The organism is Flaviflexus huanghaiensis (assembly GCF_014118685.1).
Classification (GTDB): domain Bacteria; phylum Actinomycetota; class Actinomycetes; order Actinomycetales; family Actinomycetaceae; genus Flaviflexus; species Flaviflexus huanghaiensis.
On sequence record NZ_JACFAK010000009.1, the window covers coordinates 37,720 to 52,811 of the forward strand.

Annotated in this window: 14 protein-coding genes and 1 tRNA gene; 4 read left to right on the forward strand and 11 right to left on the reverse strand. The window is 61.0% G+C overall.

What is annotated here, in order from left to right; translation table 11 throughout:
• Positions 1-9: 9 nt before the first annotated feature.
• The 7 genes from H7E91_RS07895 to nrfH are packed head-to-tail and all read right to left on the reverse strand — an operon-like array spanning position 10 to position 6,445.
• The gene (locus tag H7E91_RS07895) at positions 10-615 is read right to left on the reverse strand and encodes a TlpA family protein disulfide reductase (protein ID WP_182354556.1); all 606 of its coding nucleotides are present in this window, start codon (positions 613-615) and stop codon (positions 10-12) included.
• A complete protein-coding gene (gene ccsB, locus H7E91_RS07900; protein ID WP_182354557.1) occupies positions 608-1,507 on the reverse strand; it encodes a c-type cytochrome biogenesis protein CcsB in 900 nt (299 codons plus the stop codon). The genes H7E91_RS07895 and ccsB overlap by 8 nt, the downstream gene beginning before the upstream one ends.
• On the reverse strand, positions 1,500-2,924 hold the full coding sequence (locus H7E91_RS07905; RefSeq protein ID WP_182354558.1) for a cytochrome c biogenesis ResB family protein: 1,425 nt from the start codon (positions 2,922-2,924) through the stop codon (positions 1,500-1,502). The genes ccsB and H7E91_RS07905 overlap by 8 nt, the downstream gene beginning before the upstream one ends.
• 2 nt (positions 2,925-2,926) lie before the next feature.
• Complete coding sequence (locus H7E91_RS07910) at positions 2,927-3,631, reverse strand: cytochrome c biogenesis CcdA family protein (protein ID WP_182354559.1); 705 nt, start codon at positions 3,629-3,631, stop codon at positions 2,927-2,929.
• Positions 3,628-4,434, reverse strand: a complete 807-nt coding sequence (locus H7E91_RS07915) for a tetratricopeptide repeat protein (protein WP_182354560.1) — start codon at positions 4,432-4,434, stop codon at positions 3,628-3,630. Before H7E91_RS07915 ends, H7E91_RS07910 begins: the two co-directional genes overlap by 4 nt.
• Positions 4,431-5,918: an ammonia-forming cytochrome c nitrite reductase subunit c552 gene (locus tag H7E91_RS07920; RefSeq protein WP_182354561.1), complete on the reverse strand. Its 1,488-nt coding sequence runs from the start codon at positions 5,916-5,918 to the stop codon at positions 4,431-4,433. Before H7E91_RS07920 ends, H7E91_RS07915 begins: the two co-directional genes overlap by 4 nt.
• Before the next feature lie 8 nt (positions 5,919-5,926).
• On the reverse strand, positions 5,927-6,445 hold the full coding sequence (gene nrfH / locus H7E91_RS07925) for a cytochrome c nitrite reductase small subunit (protein ID WP_182354562.1): 519 nt from the start codon (positions 6,443-6,445) through the stop codon (positions 5,927-5,929).
• Positions 6,446-6,778: 333 nt separating this feature from the next.
• On the opposite strand from nrfH, the gene H7E91_RS07930 reads away from it, so the two are divergent.
• Entirely contained in the window at positions 6,779-7,684 is a 906-nt protein-coding gene (locus H7E91_RS07930) for an ABC transporter ATP-binding protein (protein ID WP_182354563.1), read from the forward strand.
• Positions 7,681-9,303 (forward strand): ABC transporter permease, encoded by a 1,623-nt coding sequence (locus H7E91_RS07935; protein ID WP_182354564.1) that lies wholly within the window; start codon positions 7,681-7,683, stop codon positions 9,301-9,303. The genes H7E91_RS07930 and H7E91_RS07935 overlap by 4 nt, the downstream gene beginning before the upstream one ends.
• A 71-nt stretch (positions 9,304-9,374) precedes the next feature.
• Here the strand turns inward: H7E91_RS07935 and H7E91_RS07940 are convergent, their stop codons facing one another.
• The 3 genes from H7E91_RS07940 to H7E91_RS07950 all read right to left on the reverse strand — a co-directional run bounded on the left by H7E91_RS07940 (position 9,375) and on the right by H7E91_RS07950 (position 12,990).
• Positions 9,375-10,124, reverse strand: coding sequence for a succinate dehydrogenase/fumarate reductase iron-sulfur subunit (locus H7E91_RS07940; protein ID WP_182354565.1), 750 nt, complete (start codon positions 10,122-10,124; stop codon positions 9,375-9,377).
• The gene (locus H7E91_RS07945) at positions 10,121-12,085 is read right to left on the reverse strand and encodes a fumarate reductase/succinate dehydrogenase flavoprotein subunit (RefSeq protein WP_182354645.1); all 1,965 of its coding nucleotides are present in this window, start codon (positions 12,083-12,085) and stop codon (positions 10,121-10,123) included. Before H7E91_RS07945 ends, H7E91_RS07940 begins: the two co-directional genes overlap by 4 nt.
• Positions 12,086-12,159: 74 nt before the next feature.
• Positions 12,160-12,990, reverse strand: a complete 831-nt coding sequence (locus H7E91_RS07950) for a succinate dehydrogenase cytochrome b subunit (protein ID WP_206680388.1) — start codon at positions 12,988-12,990, stop codon at positions 12,160-12,162.
• A 207-nt stretch (positions 12,991-13,197) separates the two neighbouring features.
• Here H7E91_RS07950 and H7E91_RS07955 point away from each other — a divergent pair.
• Positions 13,198-13,271 (forward strand) — tRNA-Ile (locus H7E91_RS07955).
• 26 nt (positions 13,272-13,297) lie between these two features.
• Here H7E91_RS07955 and H7E91_RS07960 read toward each other — a convergent pair.
• The gene (locus tag H7E91_RS07960) at positions 13,298-14,071 is read right to left on the reverse strand and encodes a hypothetical protein (RefSeq protein WP_182354566.1); all 774 of its coding nucleotides are present in this window, start codon (positions 14,069-14,071) and stop codon (positions 13,298-13,300) included.
• A gap of 93 nt (positions 14,072-14,164) precedes the next feature.
• Here H7E91_RS07960 and H7E91_RS07965 point away from each other — a divergent pair, with 93 nt between their 5' ends.
• Positions 14,165-15,091, forward strand: a complete 927-nt coding sequence (locus H7E91_RS07965) for a Sir2 family NAD-dependent protein deacetylase (RefSeq protein ID WP_182354567.1) — start codon at positions 14,165-14,167, stop codon at positions 15,089-15,091.
• The last annotated feature ends 1 nt before the right edge of the window (position 15,092 follow it).

Consider the following 15,092-nt stretch of genomic DNA (forward strand, 5'->3'; position numbering starts at 1 on the left):
GGCCAATCACTACCGGTTGCCAGCGGATGCGGACAGCCCTGCGAGCGCCTCCTCGATCTGGCTCGGTGAGACCGCGCCCACGTGGATGGAGGAAATTGTGCCATCGGAGTTAATGAAGTAGTGGGCTGGCACTCCCATCGTCCGATACGCAGCCGCGATCTCAGTTGTCGGGTCAAGCATGTGAGTGTAGGTCAGTCCAACCTGGTCAACATACGAGCGGACTGCCTCTGCCCCCTCGTTGACATAGATGGCGACGATATCGACCTTGTCGCCGTGCTCCTCTTGCGCGTCCTGGATGTGGGGGACTTCCGCTCTGCATGCTGAGCACCAGGTTGCGTTGAAGATGAGCCAGACAGGCCGATCAAGGGTCTCAAGATCGACAGTGTGGCCATCGATGTCGAGTCCCGAGAAGATCGGGGCTTGTTCCCCGACTGCTGGCGCCACAGCTGATGCTTCTTCGCTCAGCTCGATCTCTGACAGCGCCGCAGCCTCCTCCCCACCGCCTTTCACGGCGAGAACTCCGGCGATGATGAGAGCTGTTGTCACGAGGACGACGAAGAGGGATCCAAGCCGTGACGACCTGATCCGGTCACGCCAGTCAACCTGCTCAGCCATAGGAGTGGAGTCCTCCGAAGAAGTGGTTTCCGAAGTAGGCGAAGAGCACGGCAGCGAAACCCGCAATGAGGAGCCAGGCAGCGCGCTTTCCCTTCCAGTCCCGTACGACGCGGGCGTGCAGGTACGCGCCGTACAGTAGCCACGTCACGAACGCAGCCGTCTCCTTCGGGTCCCACCCCCAGTATCGGCCCCAGGCGGTGTCTGCCCACAGCGCTCCGAGAAGAATCATGATCGTCAGCATCGGGAATGTGAACACGGCAGCCTTGTAGCCGATCTCATCGAACAAGTCTTTCGACGGCATGCGACGAATCTTCTTCGAGAGGCGAGCGTGGAGCAGATACAGAACGGCCCCGCCGAAGGACACACAGGCAGCGCCGTAGGCAATGATTGCGGTCGACACGTGAAGAGTGAGTAGCGTGTTGTTCTGCAGGGCTGGCACGAGCGGCTCGACGCCGGCATCGAGACTCTGGGCATAGATCAGGAGTCCGATCGTGACGGGCATGACGATAAGCGACAGCATCCGGATCCGGTAGCGCCACAGGAAGAACATGTAGGCGGCGAGAATCCCCCAGGAGAACGACACCGCGAACTCGTGCTGGTTCGCGAACGGACCGTGACCCGTCACGCTCATTCGGCCGATGAGATAGACGGTCACGAGGACGAACGCGACGATCGTGAACGCTGTGCCGTACCAGGCTAATCCCCTGGCTTGCTGACGGTTCTGCGCGGTCGCGGCCTCCTCGCCCGGTTCAGCCCCGGTTGCGCCGACTGAGACGGCGGCGCGCTTGCGGACATGATGCTTCCGGGATGTCAGGTAGGCGCCGTCGCAGAGGAGCGCGACGATGGCGACAATGGTCGCCGCGAGCAGGAAGTATTCAAGTGACTCAAGCATCGGTCATTCCTTCGTCCTGGATCTGGCCTATCAATCGATTGAACTGGTTCTCGTAGATCGCGTCATGCTTATCGACTGAGGCGATGGACAGAGTCGAGTCGTCCTCCGCGCGCACCCACAGTCGGCGGTGTTGAAAACCGAACGTCATGAACATTCCGACGACGAGGAGAATTGATGCGACCCAGAGGAGCGGCGATCCCGGGTCGTTGCGGGCGGTGATGCCCGTGTATTGTGATTCTCCTTCGAAGATGAACTCGTAGTCGCCGACTGTGACCTGCTGTCCCTGCGGCAGGCGTTTCACGGCGATAGGTTCGTTCATCCCCGCAGGGTAGAGCTCAACCATCGCCGTTCCGACAGGGATGACCGAGTCGGTTCGCCCGGAAGCTGGCGTCACGATGAGAATGTCAAGCTCGTCGACAGCGTCGATTGCTCCGACGGCGTTCGTGCCGTCGGTCGATGTCCACTGCAGCGGGACGGCACCATCGAAGACGTCCTCCCCCTCGAGGTCCGTCATGACGATATTGGCCGCGATGCCATAGGACGTTTGATGGAACTTCATTCCCCCGTACGGTAGCGGGGAGTTGACCCGCACCTCCTGCTCAGCCACCTCCTCGCCCGCGTCGATGACGACAAGCTCGGACACGTAGTCGATCGGTCTTCCGTCCTCGTCGTAGCTGTCTTTAAACGAATCTGCCCGAACCTCAATAGTGGAATCGTCGAGCCGGACTGAACCACCAACGGGTATCACCATGAATTGTTCGAACGACCCGAGCGAACTGATGACAAAGGCGGCGATGATGAGGACGAAGGATGCGTGGGCCAGCGCGGTGCCGAACGGCCCGAACCTGTTCTTGTCCGTATAAAAAGCACGTGCGTCCTTGTCGTCCTCGACAATTCGCCACCTGTCCTTCCTGAACACGGATCTGGCGTGGGCGAGAGCGTCCTCGGACCCCAGATCACCCCGCGTCAGGATGCGTCGATTCTGTGCGTGCCGATGAAAGGCGTGGGAGACGTGGACTCGTGGATGCATCGCTGCCCGCCAGAGAACCGGGAGGCGATGCACTGTGCATCCGATAATCGACCCGGTCAAGAGTGCGATGACGATGAGAAAGATCGGCGACGTGTACATCCGGAAGAACCCGAGGAAGGAGAGGATGTCGGTCCAGAACCCGTAGCGGGGACGCACTGAGTCGAGCCAGCTTTGCGCGCTCGTCGGATCATCGAACGTTCCCGCTGGCGCCTGCATGATGACCGTGCCGAACAGGGCGAGGATGGCGAGAAGGATGATGAGGACGAGCCCGACGGTCTTGTTGTAGAAGAAGGCGTAGATCCTCTTGAAAAGGAGGATAGGCGAGACGTCGTCGTCCTCCGGTGGGAGGTCGGGTGCCGAGCTCTGCTCGGTGGCAGATTGAACCATGGTCACATCACCGCCGGTACGAGGGCTGTCAGCTTCTCCAACAGCCCGGAAATCATGAGGAAACCGATAAGGACAAGCGCGAGCCCCACGACCAGCTCGATCGTTCGGTAACGGCTCTTCACCCACGACGCACGCTCGAGAATGCCCCCAATGCCAGTTGCGACAAGAATGAACGGGATGCCGAGGCCGGCACAGAAGACCGCCAGCAGAAGCGCGCCCTCGGCGACCGACTGGGTGGTGGCGACGCCAATGACCCCACCGAGGACGGGGCCGATGCATGGCGTCCATCCCGCCCCGAATGCGAGGCCAAGAAGTGCAGCGCGGCGCATGCTCGGATCGCCATCAAGGTCGATGTTCGCTCTCGCCGTGCGGTCAAGGACCGGGATCCGGATGAGTCCGGCGACGTGGAGGCCAAGAGCGACGAGCATCGCCCCTCCGGCGATCGTGAGGATGCCGCGATAATCACCGACTGCCCAGCCAACCAGTCCGACGAGGAGCCAGAGGCCCGCGAACACCGACGAAAAGGCGAGGACAAAGACTCCTGCGCGAGCCGCAGCCCGTGTCCGAGTAGCTGTCAGAACGTTGCCCGAGTCTCGGGAGGATGGATTCGTTCCCGCGACGTATGCAGAGAATACGGGAACGAGTGGTAGAAAGCAGGGCGACAGGAAGGCTAGGACCCCGGCGAGGAAAACGAGCGGGATAGTCATGGACCGTCTTCCTCCTCCCCGCCGGTGTCGTTATTCGCGAGTTCAGCGGCGATCGCTGCCACGTGCATCGTGACGTTCTCGGCGAGATCGGATTCCGGGTCGATGTCGATCACCGTGTTCCAGGCCTCGATTGCTTGCTCAGGCCGGGGCGGATCGGATGCAAGGTAGGCGAAACCCAGGTTGTAATGAGCCTCGATACGATTCGGGTCAATCTCAAGCGCCCGCAACCAGAGCTCTTCGGCAATATCAAATTCACCGTTGTCGAACCGAAGCGTTCCGAGCTCAACGAGAGCGTCGGTATCTGTCTCGTCTGCGAGTATCTGTGCTTCAAGTTCCGCCATCGTCGCGACCGGTACCGAATTGTCGCCGCCCATATCGGGATGCCCGTCGGGCATCTGCATCTGCTGAGCAGCGACGATATTTTGGTTCGACTGGTTCGCAAAAAACACACCGGAACCGATGCCGACGACGAGGGCAATGGCGAGGGAAATGAGGATGACCCGACGCTCGGAATAGCCGGCCTCGGCAGGCTTCGCCACAGGTGCACTCTTCTTCTTACGCCTGCGGAAGACAGGGATGTCGTCCTCGATCTCGTCGAGCTCGGCGAGCGCAATGTCGTTGGGGTCGGCCGGCAGCTCGTCAGCCACGCTGTCCGAGACCTGTTCGGGTTGGGCCCTGCGAATGAGCTGTGCTTGCTGGTCAGCCCAACCCCGGACAGATTCCGGTGCCGTCTCGAGAAAGGCAAGAATGTCGCTCGGAGTCGCACCCGCCCGATCGGACGCGGACTCCGGCTCGCCGGTCATCGGAGGAACTCAAGGTCGGAACGATCTTCGATGTCCTGGGCGTATTTCTGCGTGACCTCAGATGCTTCGAGATCTTCTCGGGACGCGCCTTCGAGTGCCAACTCGCCCATCCGCGAGGCATCCATCGAGTCGATGAGAACCGACTGGGTGTAGTCGGGAGCATGGAACCCGTACGAGTTCTCTGAGTACACGAAGTCGAGGTAGAAACTCGCCTTGTTCTGGTATTCGCGCGCCAGATCGAGAGAGTCCTCGTCGACACCGTTCGCCATTCCTTCTTCGATGTTGTAAATGAGGCTGACGAGGGCATCGAATGCCTGGTTGCGAGAGACAACGAAGCGGTCCTGGAGCGTCACCACTCGGTTGACAAGCGTCTCCGCGTCGTCGCTATGGCACGTTCCGCACGAGGCATTGGCGTCGAATAGTGGGGAGTTGATGTGGTGGTCCGTGACCTTCTGCGCCGCCGACCTGTCATAAGACATGTGGCAGTCAGCACACGAAACTCCTGCATCCGCGTGGACGCCCTGGCTCCAGATCTCAAACTCTGGGTGTTGCGCCTTGAGAATGGATGCCCCGGTGATCTCGTGTTCGAAATCGATGTGGCCATCCTCCTCGTAATACTTCCAGATATCGTCGATGTGATTGCCCTCGGCCCACGGGAAGGTCAGCCGATTACCAGCATCTCCATCGAAGTAGTATTCGACGTGGCACTGGGCGCAGACGTACGAGCGCATTTCATCCGTTGTCGCATCTCGGTTGACGTCATAGTCTTCGATGCCTTCGCTGGCTTTCAACGCGGCGATTCCGGTGACGAATGCAGGCCGCGTGATGCGCAGGGACATTGTGTCAGGATCATGACAGTCAATGCAGGCGACGGGACCCGAGGCGTGCTGGGTGGCCTCGCTGTACGTCATGGCGTTGACCGTGTCGAAGCCAGCTTCCCTATCTCCATTGCCGAGCTCGTCGTAGACCTCCGGCATTGACGCATGGCAGTTGAGGCATGTGCCGGGCTGGTTGAAGTCGAGGACTCGGACCGTGTAGCGCTGATCTTCAAGCATCCATTCGTGTCCGCGGGCATGGGTGTACCCCTTAGCGAACGCGTACCCGGCCCACATGATCCTCAGCCTCGGATCGTCCTCGAGCCGCGATGATGATCCAACTGAACGCGGGTCGGTCTCCGACGGCGTCAGCTCAATCGGTTGGGAGCCACCGTAGACCGTCAGTCCCATCTCTTCAGTCCTGAGATAGCTCTCGTACTGCTGGGGATAGTTTTGCCCCCATACCGCGGGGTCATAGGTCGTGTCGCTCAGCTCGACGACGTTGTGGTTCGGCTGTGCGGACTCGGTCCGGCGCTCGAGGATGTTGACAAGCAACGCCGTCATACCGAACGTCACCACGGCGGTGAGGACCACCGCGATGAGCACTTTCGAGGCTGTCCATCCCCTGCGAGTCGTCCCAACCTCTGCCTGTGTCTCGTTCTCACTCATCTCGTCACTCACTTCGCATGGCCCACGGTCTCGTGACACCGCGTGCAGTCCAATTCATCCCCTTCAGCGCGGGCCTGATGGACCTCGCTGAGATAATCACCGTGACAGTAGAGACAGGCTGCATTCGTCACCTGTCTGTTCGAGTCACGGATCTCGATGTTCGTTGGGTAGTCACCGGTCGTGAATTTCAACGCGTGCCAAAATCCGTTGTCCGCCTTCACCCAGTACTTGTTGATGATGTTGTCGTGCGGCATGTGGCAGTCGTTGCAGGTTGCCACGTCTTTGTGGCTTCCCTTGTTGTATCCCTCGAGATATTCATCCATTGCATGACACTGCGCGCACGTCTCGGGGTCGTCATAAAGGTAGCCGATGCCGTTGGCGTAAAGGAACGTGAAGCTTCCGACCCCAACGAAAGAGCCGAACACGAAAACCGCGAGAAAAAGCACGACATTTCTGCCGCGGAACCAACGCCTGCGCTTAGGCTCGGCAGGTACGGACCCGGTTGTGGCTGGTTCGTTGTCAGCCATGCCATCTCCCGCCCTTCCAGACATCGCCGTCGATATCGCAGATCCATGCAGATTTCTCCCAGAATCCTTGCTTCCATTCTCTGATCAACGGCCGTTTCGGCATGGGCCTCAGGTCCTACGGGTCTGCCAAGCCGCGCTATCCCTGGGTTATAGCCCTGCTCACATCACCAATTACCACTTGACACTGTGTCTAAAAAGCTTGCTAACCCGTCACGCTTCAGTGCGTAGCACGCCGCAACCGCACGTCAGCGACCCGGATACCCGAACGTCAGACACGCGTAGAATGAGCACACCGGGCGAGCCCCGACTCGCCACTAGACGTGAGGAATACTCATGACAGAGCCTGCGATCTCGGTGTCGAACCTTGTCCGCACCTTCGGTAAAACCCGGGCGCTGGACGGCCTGTCGCTCGACGTGCAACCGGGCGAGGTCCGGGGCTTCCTTGGACCCAACGGCTCCGGAAAGTCGACGACCATTCGGATTCTGCTCGGCGTACTCCGACAGGAGAAGGGCGAGACGCGAGTATTAGGCATGGACCCGTGGGCGGATTCGGTTCGAATTCATCGCCGAATCTCATACGTCGCAGGAGAGACGGCGCTCTGGCCCAGTCTGACGGGCGGCGAGACGATCGATATTCTCACGCGCCATCACCGCTCGCCACATGAGAGGGGGCGTCGGGACGAGCTCATCGACAAGTTTGAGCTTGATCCGACGAAGAAGACGAGAGCGTATTCGAAGGGCAATCGCCAGAAAGTCGCTCTCATCGCGGCACTCGCCTCGGACGCTGAACTACTCCTCCTCGACGAGCCCACGGCCGGCCTCGACCCGCTCATGGAGGCGATCTTCATGGACGAGGTTCGCGCTCTCAAGGCCCAGGGCCGAACAGTCCTGCTGTCCAGCCATATCCTCGCCGAGGTGGAGAGACTCTGCGATTCCGTCACCATCATCCGCGCTGGCAGGGAGGTGCAAAGCGGGCCGCTCGAGGAGCTTCGTCACCTCACGCGCTCCACCGTGACAGCGACGGTCCGCAAGGACCCCTCACATCTGCGCGCTAATCGGGAGGTCCACGATCTCCATGTCGATGGACCGAGAATAACGTTCGTCATCGACGACGCTGCCGTCGGCTCTATCCTGTCGACACTCTCGGCTCTTGACGTCGTTAACGTCCGTATCAGCCCACCCTCCCTGGAGGAGATGTTTCTTCGTCACTATGGGGATGTCGTCGAGGATGAGCGATGATTCTGAAATCTAGAGAAAGCCCGTCACATGTGACGGGCCTCGGATTCATCTTCCGTCTCTATCTGCGGCTGGACCGGGCACGGATCTTGACCTGGGCAGCCTCCTTCTTCGTCATCATCTACCTGTCGGTCGTCGCCCTCGACGAGTCGTATCCGACCCAGGCCGCCCTGGATGCTCGCGCGTCTCTCATGACGAACCCGGCCGTGATCATGATGACCGGCCCTGCATCCGCGCTCGACAACTACACATTCGGGGCGATGCTCGCCAACGAACTCTCGCTGTGGACGTTTCTTCCTGCGGCAATCATGAGCATCCTCCTCGCCGTCCGCCACACACGACAGGACGAAGAGAGCGGCCGGACGGAGATCCTGCGTTCGCTGTCGATTGGTCGCCATGCGCCGCTCATTGCAGCGTTCCTCACGACGGCGACAGCCAGTCTGGCAGTGGGCGCTTCTGTTGCCGTCGCGCTCAGTGCCGCGGGCCAGGAAGGCGCGGACTCCCTCGCATTCGGCGGTGCAACGGCTGTTACCGGACTTGTGTTCGGCGCTATCGCTCTTAACACCGCCCAGTTGACAGAGCACAGCAGGACAGCGACCGGTATGGCTCTTGGAACGCTCGGCCTTGCAGCGGTCGTTCGCGGCATCGGCGACGTTATTGAACCGCAGGGTTCCTGGGTCTCATGGCTCTCCCCCATCGCCTGGGCACAGCAGATGAAGCTTTTCGTTGACCTGCGCTGGTGGCCCCTGTCGCTCTCCATCACCTTCATCGCACTCCTCCTCGTAGGAGCCGTCGTGCTCAACGAACGTCGTGATCTCGGTGCCGGCGTCTTCCATTCGAGGCCAGGTCCCGGCCAGGCGCGGGCTCCGCTCCTCAACCCCTTCGGCCTGGCAGGTCGCATGCAGTTCGGACCCTTCGCGGCGTGGACAATCGGGCTCTCCCTCTTCGCGGTTGCCTTCGGAAGCCTCGCCACGGAGCTCGACACTTTTCTTGACGACAATCCTCAGTTCTCCGAGTGGATCCCTGTGACCTCGGACGACCTCACCCTGTCCTTCGCCGCAGTTATTCTTCGGTACCTCGCCCTAGGCCCCCTCATTCTTTTCATCACAACCGTGCTCCAGCTCGTCAGCGAGGAGCGTCACGGCCGAGTCGATGCACTCATTGTCACCGGTGCTTCACGACCCGCACTTCTCGGAGCCTGGTCGGCGGTCGCCGCAACATGGACCGTCGTCATGATCCTCATCCTTGGCTCTGCCTCCGGGCTCGGTTTGGCTGTCGCATCCGGCGACACCGCGTGGATTGTGCGGATGTTCTGGGCATCGGCGGCTTTCATCCCCGCCATTGTCGTCTCCGGTGCAGTGGCGATCCTTATCTATGGCATCGGCCCGCAATTCTCACCGCTCGCGTGGATCTTCATGACGTTCGTCTCGATCGAGACGTTCCTCGGAGACCTTTTGAAACTCCCGCAGTGGTTGCGCAACCTATCTCCCGTGAACCAGACCCCGCTCGTGCCCTTTGATGACGCCCACGCCCCGCCACTTCTCATGATGGTGGGGCTGGCCGTGACCCTGACGGCCATCGGCACTATCTCATTCCGCCGTCGGAACCTGACGAACATGTAGATAATCAAGGCCCCCAACTTGACACCACACGATCAAGTTGAGGGCCTTGCGCGGTTTCCCGCGTGTCTCGGTCAGGAATCCCGGCCGAGCACTCCTCGCCGCAGCCTCTCGCGGTTCACCCAGGAGACCGCGACCAGTGGAATACCGGCTGGACAGACCTCCGCGCATTCCCCGTGAAGAGAGCACGGGCCAAAGAGCCGGTCCGCCTCTTCCACCATCGCTGCGGCCCGAGCACCGCGTTCCGAGGCGGGGATCGGAAGCTTGGCAAGGTGGGCAAGCTTCGCTCCAACGAAGAGGTTGGCCGATCCATTCGGGCAGGCAGCAACGCACGCGCCGCAGCCGATGCAGGCCGCGAAATCGAGTGCCTCTTCTGCCTCGCGGTATGTGATGCGGTCCTGGTCCGCCTCGGGTGCCGTGCCAGCCGCGACTTCGACGTGTCCTCCGGCCTGCATGATCTCCGTGAGGCCCGCCCGCTCGACCATGAGGTCGCTGATAACGGGGTAGGCGCCCGAACGGAAGGGCTCGATCGTCACGGTCGAACCATCAGTGAATGAGCTGAGTCGCTGGTGGCACGCAGGGGTGCGCTTGATCGGACCGTGAGGCCGCCCGTTGACAACGATGCCGCATGCCCCGCAGATCCCCTCGCGGCAGTCGGACTCGAACACGACGGGCTCGCCGCCAGCGACCACGATGTCATGATTCATCTTGTCGAGTAGCTCGAGGACTGACATCGATGGTTCGAGATCGTCGACCCTCCGCTCCTCGAAGCGGCCCCCACCGGTCGGGTTGGTCTGGCGCCACACGCGTACTGTCAGTTTCATCGGTAATCCCTCACTACAAGCGGCACAGCTTCGAATTCGAGCGGCTCGACGTGTCGGGCGAACGAGGGGGTGCCGTCCCAGTCCTCCGTGTCCCAGGCGAGCACTGCCGCCCAGGCTGCGTCATTGCGCTTCGCCTCGCCGGTGTCCGAGCGGTACTCCTCGCGGAAGTGTGCGCCGCATGATTCCTCCCGCTCGAGCGCATCGATACACATGAGCTCGGCGAGTTGGAGATAGTCCTCAACTCGACCCGCATATTCGAGCTCTTGGTTGACCTTGTCGACAGGACCGGCGATGTGAAGGTCACGATAGAATTCGTTCCTGATCACCCGGATCTTGGCAATCGCCTCGGTCAGTCCCGCCTTGGTTCGAGCCACCCCGCATCCCGCGTAGAGGACCTCTCCGAGATCCTTGTGGAAATCACGCGGCGGTCGTGTGCCACCGATGGCGAGGAGCCGGTCAAACCGTGAATACGACTCCTCCATGGCTGTCGTAACTGCCGGATCGTCGGTGTTGAGGAGCGGCTGCCCGAGCTTGTCGGCGAGGTAGTTCGGCACCGTGTACGGGATGGTGAAGAAGCCGTCGACGCATGCGGACAGGAGCGAATTCGCACCGAGGCGGTTTGCGCCGTGATATCCGAAGCCAGCTTCACCGGCGACGAATAGGCCTGGAATGGACGTCTGTAGCTGGTAGTCCGACCACAGACCTCCCATCGTGAAGTGGGCACCCGGGGCGATGCGCATGGGCACCGTGTAGGGGTCCTCACCCGTCGCATCGGTGTACATGTGGAAGAGGTTTCCGTAGCGCGCGGCGATCTCCTTTTTCCCGACCCGCGCTATCGCATCACGGAAATCGAGATACACGGAGTTCTTGAGCGGACCCACGCCGTGGCCGCTGTCGATCTGCTCCTTCGCAGCACGGGAGGCGACATCGCGAGGCGTCAGGTTTCCGAACGCCGGGTACTTTCGCTCGAGATAGTAGTCCCGCTCGTCCTCGGGAATCTCGTTCGCCGGGCGGGTATCGGTCGGATCTTTCGGCACCCAAATACGGCCGTCGTTACGAAGAGACTCGCTCATGAGAATCGTCTTCGACTGCCATTCCGAAGAGATTGGCAGGGCGGTCGGGTGGAACTGGATGAACGACGGCATCGCCATGTGAGCGCCCCGCCTGTGCGCGCGCCACGACGCAGAAGCGTTGGAGTTCTTCGCAAGCGTTGACCGGAAGTAGATGTTGCCGTAACCGCCCGTTGCGAGGACGACAGCATGCGCCATGAGCGGCTTCAGCTCGCCGGTGAGCAGGTTGCGGACAACGACCCCGCGGGTCACACCGTCCTTGACAATGAGATCGACCATTTCGTGACGGACATACTGCTTGACGCGCCCCGCCTGCACTTGGCGAGCGAGATCGGAGGCCGCTGCAATCTGCAACTGCTGTCCTGTCTGACCGCGCGTGTAGTACGTGCGGGAGACCTGGACGCCACCAAACGACCGGGTGTTGAGCGACCCACCGTACTCTCGTGCGAAAGGTGCGCCGATCGCGTTCATGTGGTCGATGACCCGTGCGGATTCTTCCGCGAGACGGAACGCTTCGCTTTCCCGGCCGCGGAAGTCGCCGCCCTTCACCGTGTCGGTGACGAAGCGGAAGATCGAGTCATTGTCGACCTTCTTTGCCCGGGCTGCGTTGATACCGCCCTGCGCAGCGACCGAGTGGGCGCGGCGGGGTGTGTCGTGATATGTAACGGATGTGACGTCGTAGCCGAGTTCCGCAAGCGTCGCGGCAGCGCCAGCGCCTGCAAGGCCTGTGCCCACAACGATGACGGAGAACTTGCGACGGTTGAGAGGTGACACGATGCGGTAGTTGTCTTTCGCGCGCTGCCATGCAGTCTCGCGTGGCCCCTCAGGTTCGCGAGCGTCGAGCACGGTTCCCGCACGGACGCCAGCCTTCCTGGCTGTGACGGGTGGAATCTTTGCGGCTTTTTCAGGTGGTAGCGCCGGTGTTGCCTGGACACTCTTGGCCCATGGTGCGGACTTGAAGATTCTCACGCGAGCACTCCCAACTGGACTGCGACAGGGATCGACAGATTGACGGCGGCGACGACGATGCCGAGGGCGTATCCAACGGCTTTCCAGATCGGCCTAATACGGCCGCCCGTCACCCCGAGGTCGGTGGCGATGAGCCACAGGCCGTGAACGAGATGAACGGCGAGCGCGAGCATCGAGAAGACATAGATGCCTGCAAAGAGGGGCCGCTGGAACGAGTTGATGAGATTCTCGTAGGCGAACGACTCCGTTGCCGTCGGGCTGAGGAACGTTCCGTTAATGTGCCCGGTCGTCAGGTCAAGGATGTGGATGATGATGAAAACCAGGAGAACGAGACCCGTGACGAGCATGAGGCGAGAGATGATGGAACCCGCCCTCATCATGGGTGTGCGACGGAGCCCTCGTAGCTTCGCGCCCCGGTAACGAATGAGGAGAGTAGCCCAAATGTGAAGGATGATCGCGGTCGCCATAACGAAGCGGACGATCCACAGCAGGGACATCTCGGGTAGTAGCGGATATCCAACAACCCGCAACCAGTGTGCGTAGGAGTTGAAGGCCTCAGAACCGGCAAAAACCTTGAGGTTGCCGACCATGTGGACGGTGACGAAGAGAGCGAGCAGGATTCCTGTCACTGCCGCCGTCGCGTTGAGCACCCAGTTCGCGGGCCTCACGCGGTGCTGTCGGAGCCGTGGGCCATGTGCTGCGGGCAACGGCGCCGTTGCAGTCGCGACCCGACCACGCTCAAGAACTGCCTGGTCGACCTGTGCCATGTGCCCCGCACGCGGGAGGCGGCGAGGAGGCGTACTCAGATCCTGGGAATCACTAGACATCTATCCCTCCTTGGGTTCACTTTGAGTGTAGGAACCGTAAGTGCGCTAAGTGCGGGACTAAGGGACGCACCTGACCAAGCGGGCGTGCCGACGCCACTGGAACGAAATATCTTTCACACCGGTTGCACAGTGGCTCACACGCTTCTCATGTGGCGGGCCGTCACCATTTCGCCCCTGCGCGAGCAGTCGATTAGAATTGCTCTGTTCGCCCCTATAGCTCAGTCGGTTAGAGCAGTGGACTCATAATCCATAGGTCACAGGTTCGAGTCCTGTTGGGGGCACTGCACGATTGGCTATGCCGTTCTGCCTAGCTACGAGCGGGCCGAGGCCTCGGGTGAGTTGCCCTGTCGTGCTCTTCGATTTGCTCGAAGAGGAAGTACAGGGCAATAAGCATGACGATCGATTGGCCCGCAAGCTCCCCGGTTGACTCCACCAAAGTGAGCACGTAGTAGGTTCTGCCCTGCCATCCAGCAGCGCCCTGCGCGATGCCGAAAACTTCGAGAAACACGGCGGTCATGTCAACGATGACGGCGAAGAAGACGATGACGGCGAAGCCGATGATGAGGAGACGGGCCTGGGACCGCGCCCGGTCACTCGAATGGTGCCACGCCACGGCAAAAAGGACGAGAACCGGTGTTCCCAACGTAACCCACGCAAACAGTTCCCCTATGTCTTCCGCCCTCAGTCCAAAGGCCGGTTGGAGGCGAAGAATGTCGACAAAGGTTTCCCTCATCGTCTCGTGGAGGCGAAGGTAATCGTCGAGGACGACGAGGAGCATCGTCTGGGCGAGGACGATATGCGTCCATGCGTCTTTCAGTTTGGTCCCGAGGTAGAGTAGCGCGCCGTGGGCGACGAGGGACTGGACGTATCCCAGCATCTCGGAGATGCTCTGGTCCGCATCCGAGTCGAAACGCCAATGATCGAAGCTCGGGAACATGCCGCGCGTGACGTGGAGTCGATGCATGATGTCGAAAGCGATCATCGCGACGAGGAGGACCAGGCACAAAAACATGACGGACCACCAGGCCCGAGCTCTGCCCGGACCCAAATCTCTCCGCACGCGTGCGACCGTGCCTCCCATTCGCCGAGTGTAACAATCCATTGCCCCGCTATTGGCGGCGCGGTGTCGCCACCATCACCGAACCGAAGAGCGGGGATCAATTAAAGTTGGTCCATGGCCAACTCGATCGAGGACTACTTCCCCAGAGGTAGCGCTCCGCGCAATCTGCGGATCAGAAACATTCAGGCCCCGCCAGCGGAGGCTGCTCGTCCCGAGCCCACCGATCTCGCCGCAGCCATGGAACCGGCGATGGCGGTCCTTGCCGGGAAGAAGATCGCTGCGATCACGGGAGCCGGGATCTCGACCGACTCGGGTTTGCCTGACTATCGTTCGCCCGGCTCGCCTCCGCGCAATCCCATGACGATCCAGCAGTTCATGGCCAGCGAGTCGTATCGCGCTCACTACTGGGCACGCAATCACGTCGGATGGTCCCGTCCCGCGCAGGCTGTGCCCAATGCTGGCCACTACGCCCTCGCCCATCTTGAGCACCGTGAGATCCTCACTGGCGTCATCACGCAGAACGTTGACATGCTCCATGCCGCTGCTGGAACGGAGCGGCTTGTCAACCTTCATGGACGGGGCGATCGTGTCGTGTGCACGCAGTGCGGAAGATACTTGGATCGCGCAGAGCTCCACGAGATGCTGACCGAACTCAATCCCGGTTGGGCGAAGAGGCATATTGAGGACGTGGAGGTCGCCCCAGATGCGGACGCGGCAATCACGGACACTGCGGATTTTCAGGTGGCGGACTGCCCCTGGTGCGGGGGAATCCTCTGCACAGACGTCGTGTTCTTCGGAGGGAAAGTCGATCCGACTAACGTCTTTGAGGCGCGCCGCATCGTTGCAAACTCGGAGGCAGTTCTCGTTGCTGGGAGCTCGCTGTCCGTCGCGTCGGCTCTCCGTTTTGTCCGAGAGGCCGCCAAGGCCGACATCCCGATCGTTATTGTCAACCGCGGACCAACACGAGGCGATAAGTTTGCCGCCGCGCACGTCTATGCCGGAACCTCCCGGGCGTTACCCTACCTCGACCGGTTCATCTGAC

What these genes read in the sequence shown, in the direction of transcription:
- H7E91_RS07895 (WP_182354556.1), bottom strand. Translation starts at nt 615, where the DNA reads ATGGCTGAGCAGGTTGACTGGCGTGACCGGATCAGGTCGTCACGGCTT.
- ccsB (WP_182354557.1), bottom strand. Translation starts at nt 1,507, where the DNA reads ATGCTTGAGTCACTTGAATACTTCCTGCTCGCGGCGACCATTGTCGCC.
- H7E91_RS07905 (WP_182354558.1), bottom strand. Translation starts at nt 2,924, where the DNA reads ATGGTTCAATCTGCCACCGAGCAGAGCTCGGCACCCGACCTCCCACCG.
- H7E91_RS07910 (WP_182354559.1), bottom strand. Translation starts at nt 3,631, where the DNA reads ATGACTATCCCGCTCGTTTTCCTCGCCGGGGTCCTAGCCTTCCTGTCG.
- H7E91_RS07915 (WP_182354560.1), bottom strand. Translation starts at nt 4,434, where the DNA reads ATGACCGGCGAGCCGGAGTCCGCGTCCGATCGGGCGGGTGCGACTCCG.
- H7E91_RS07920 (WP_182354561.1), bottom strand. Translation starts at nt 5,918, where the DNA reads ATGAGTGAGAACGAGACACAGGCAGAGGTTGGGACGACTCGCAGGGGA.
- nrfH (WP_182354562.1), bottom strand. Translation starts at nt 6,445, where the DNA reads ATGGCTGACAACGAACCAGCCACAACCGGGTCCGTACCTGCCGAGCCT.
- H7E91_RS07930 (WP_182354563.1), top strand. Translation starts at nt 6,779, where the DNA reads ATGACAGAGCCTGCGATCTCGGTGTCGAACCTTGTCCGCACCTTCGGT.
- H7E91_RS07935 (WP_182354564.1), top strand. Translation starts at nt 7,681, where the DNA reads ATGATTCTGAAATCTAGAGAAAGCCCGTCACATGTGACGGGCCTCGGA.
- H7E91_RS07940 (WP_182354565.1), bottom strand. Translation starts at nt 10,124, where the DNA reads ATGAAACTGACAGTACGCGTGTGGCGCCAGACCAACCCGACCGGTGGG.
- H7E91_RS07950 (WP_206680388.1), bottom strand. Translation starts at nt 12,990, where the DNA reads ATGTCTAGTGATTCCCAGGATCTGAGTACGCCTCCTCGCCGCCTCCCG.
- H7E91_RS07960 (WP_182354566.1), bottom strand. Translation starts at nt 14,071, where the DNA reads ATGGGAGGCACGGTCGCACGCGTGCGGAGAGATTTGGGTCCGGGCAGA.
- H7E91_RS07965 (WP_182354567.1), top strand. Translation starts at nt 14,165, where the DNA reads ATGGCCAACTCGATCGAGGACTACTTCCCCAGAGGTAGCGCTCCGCGC.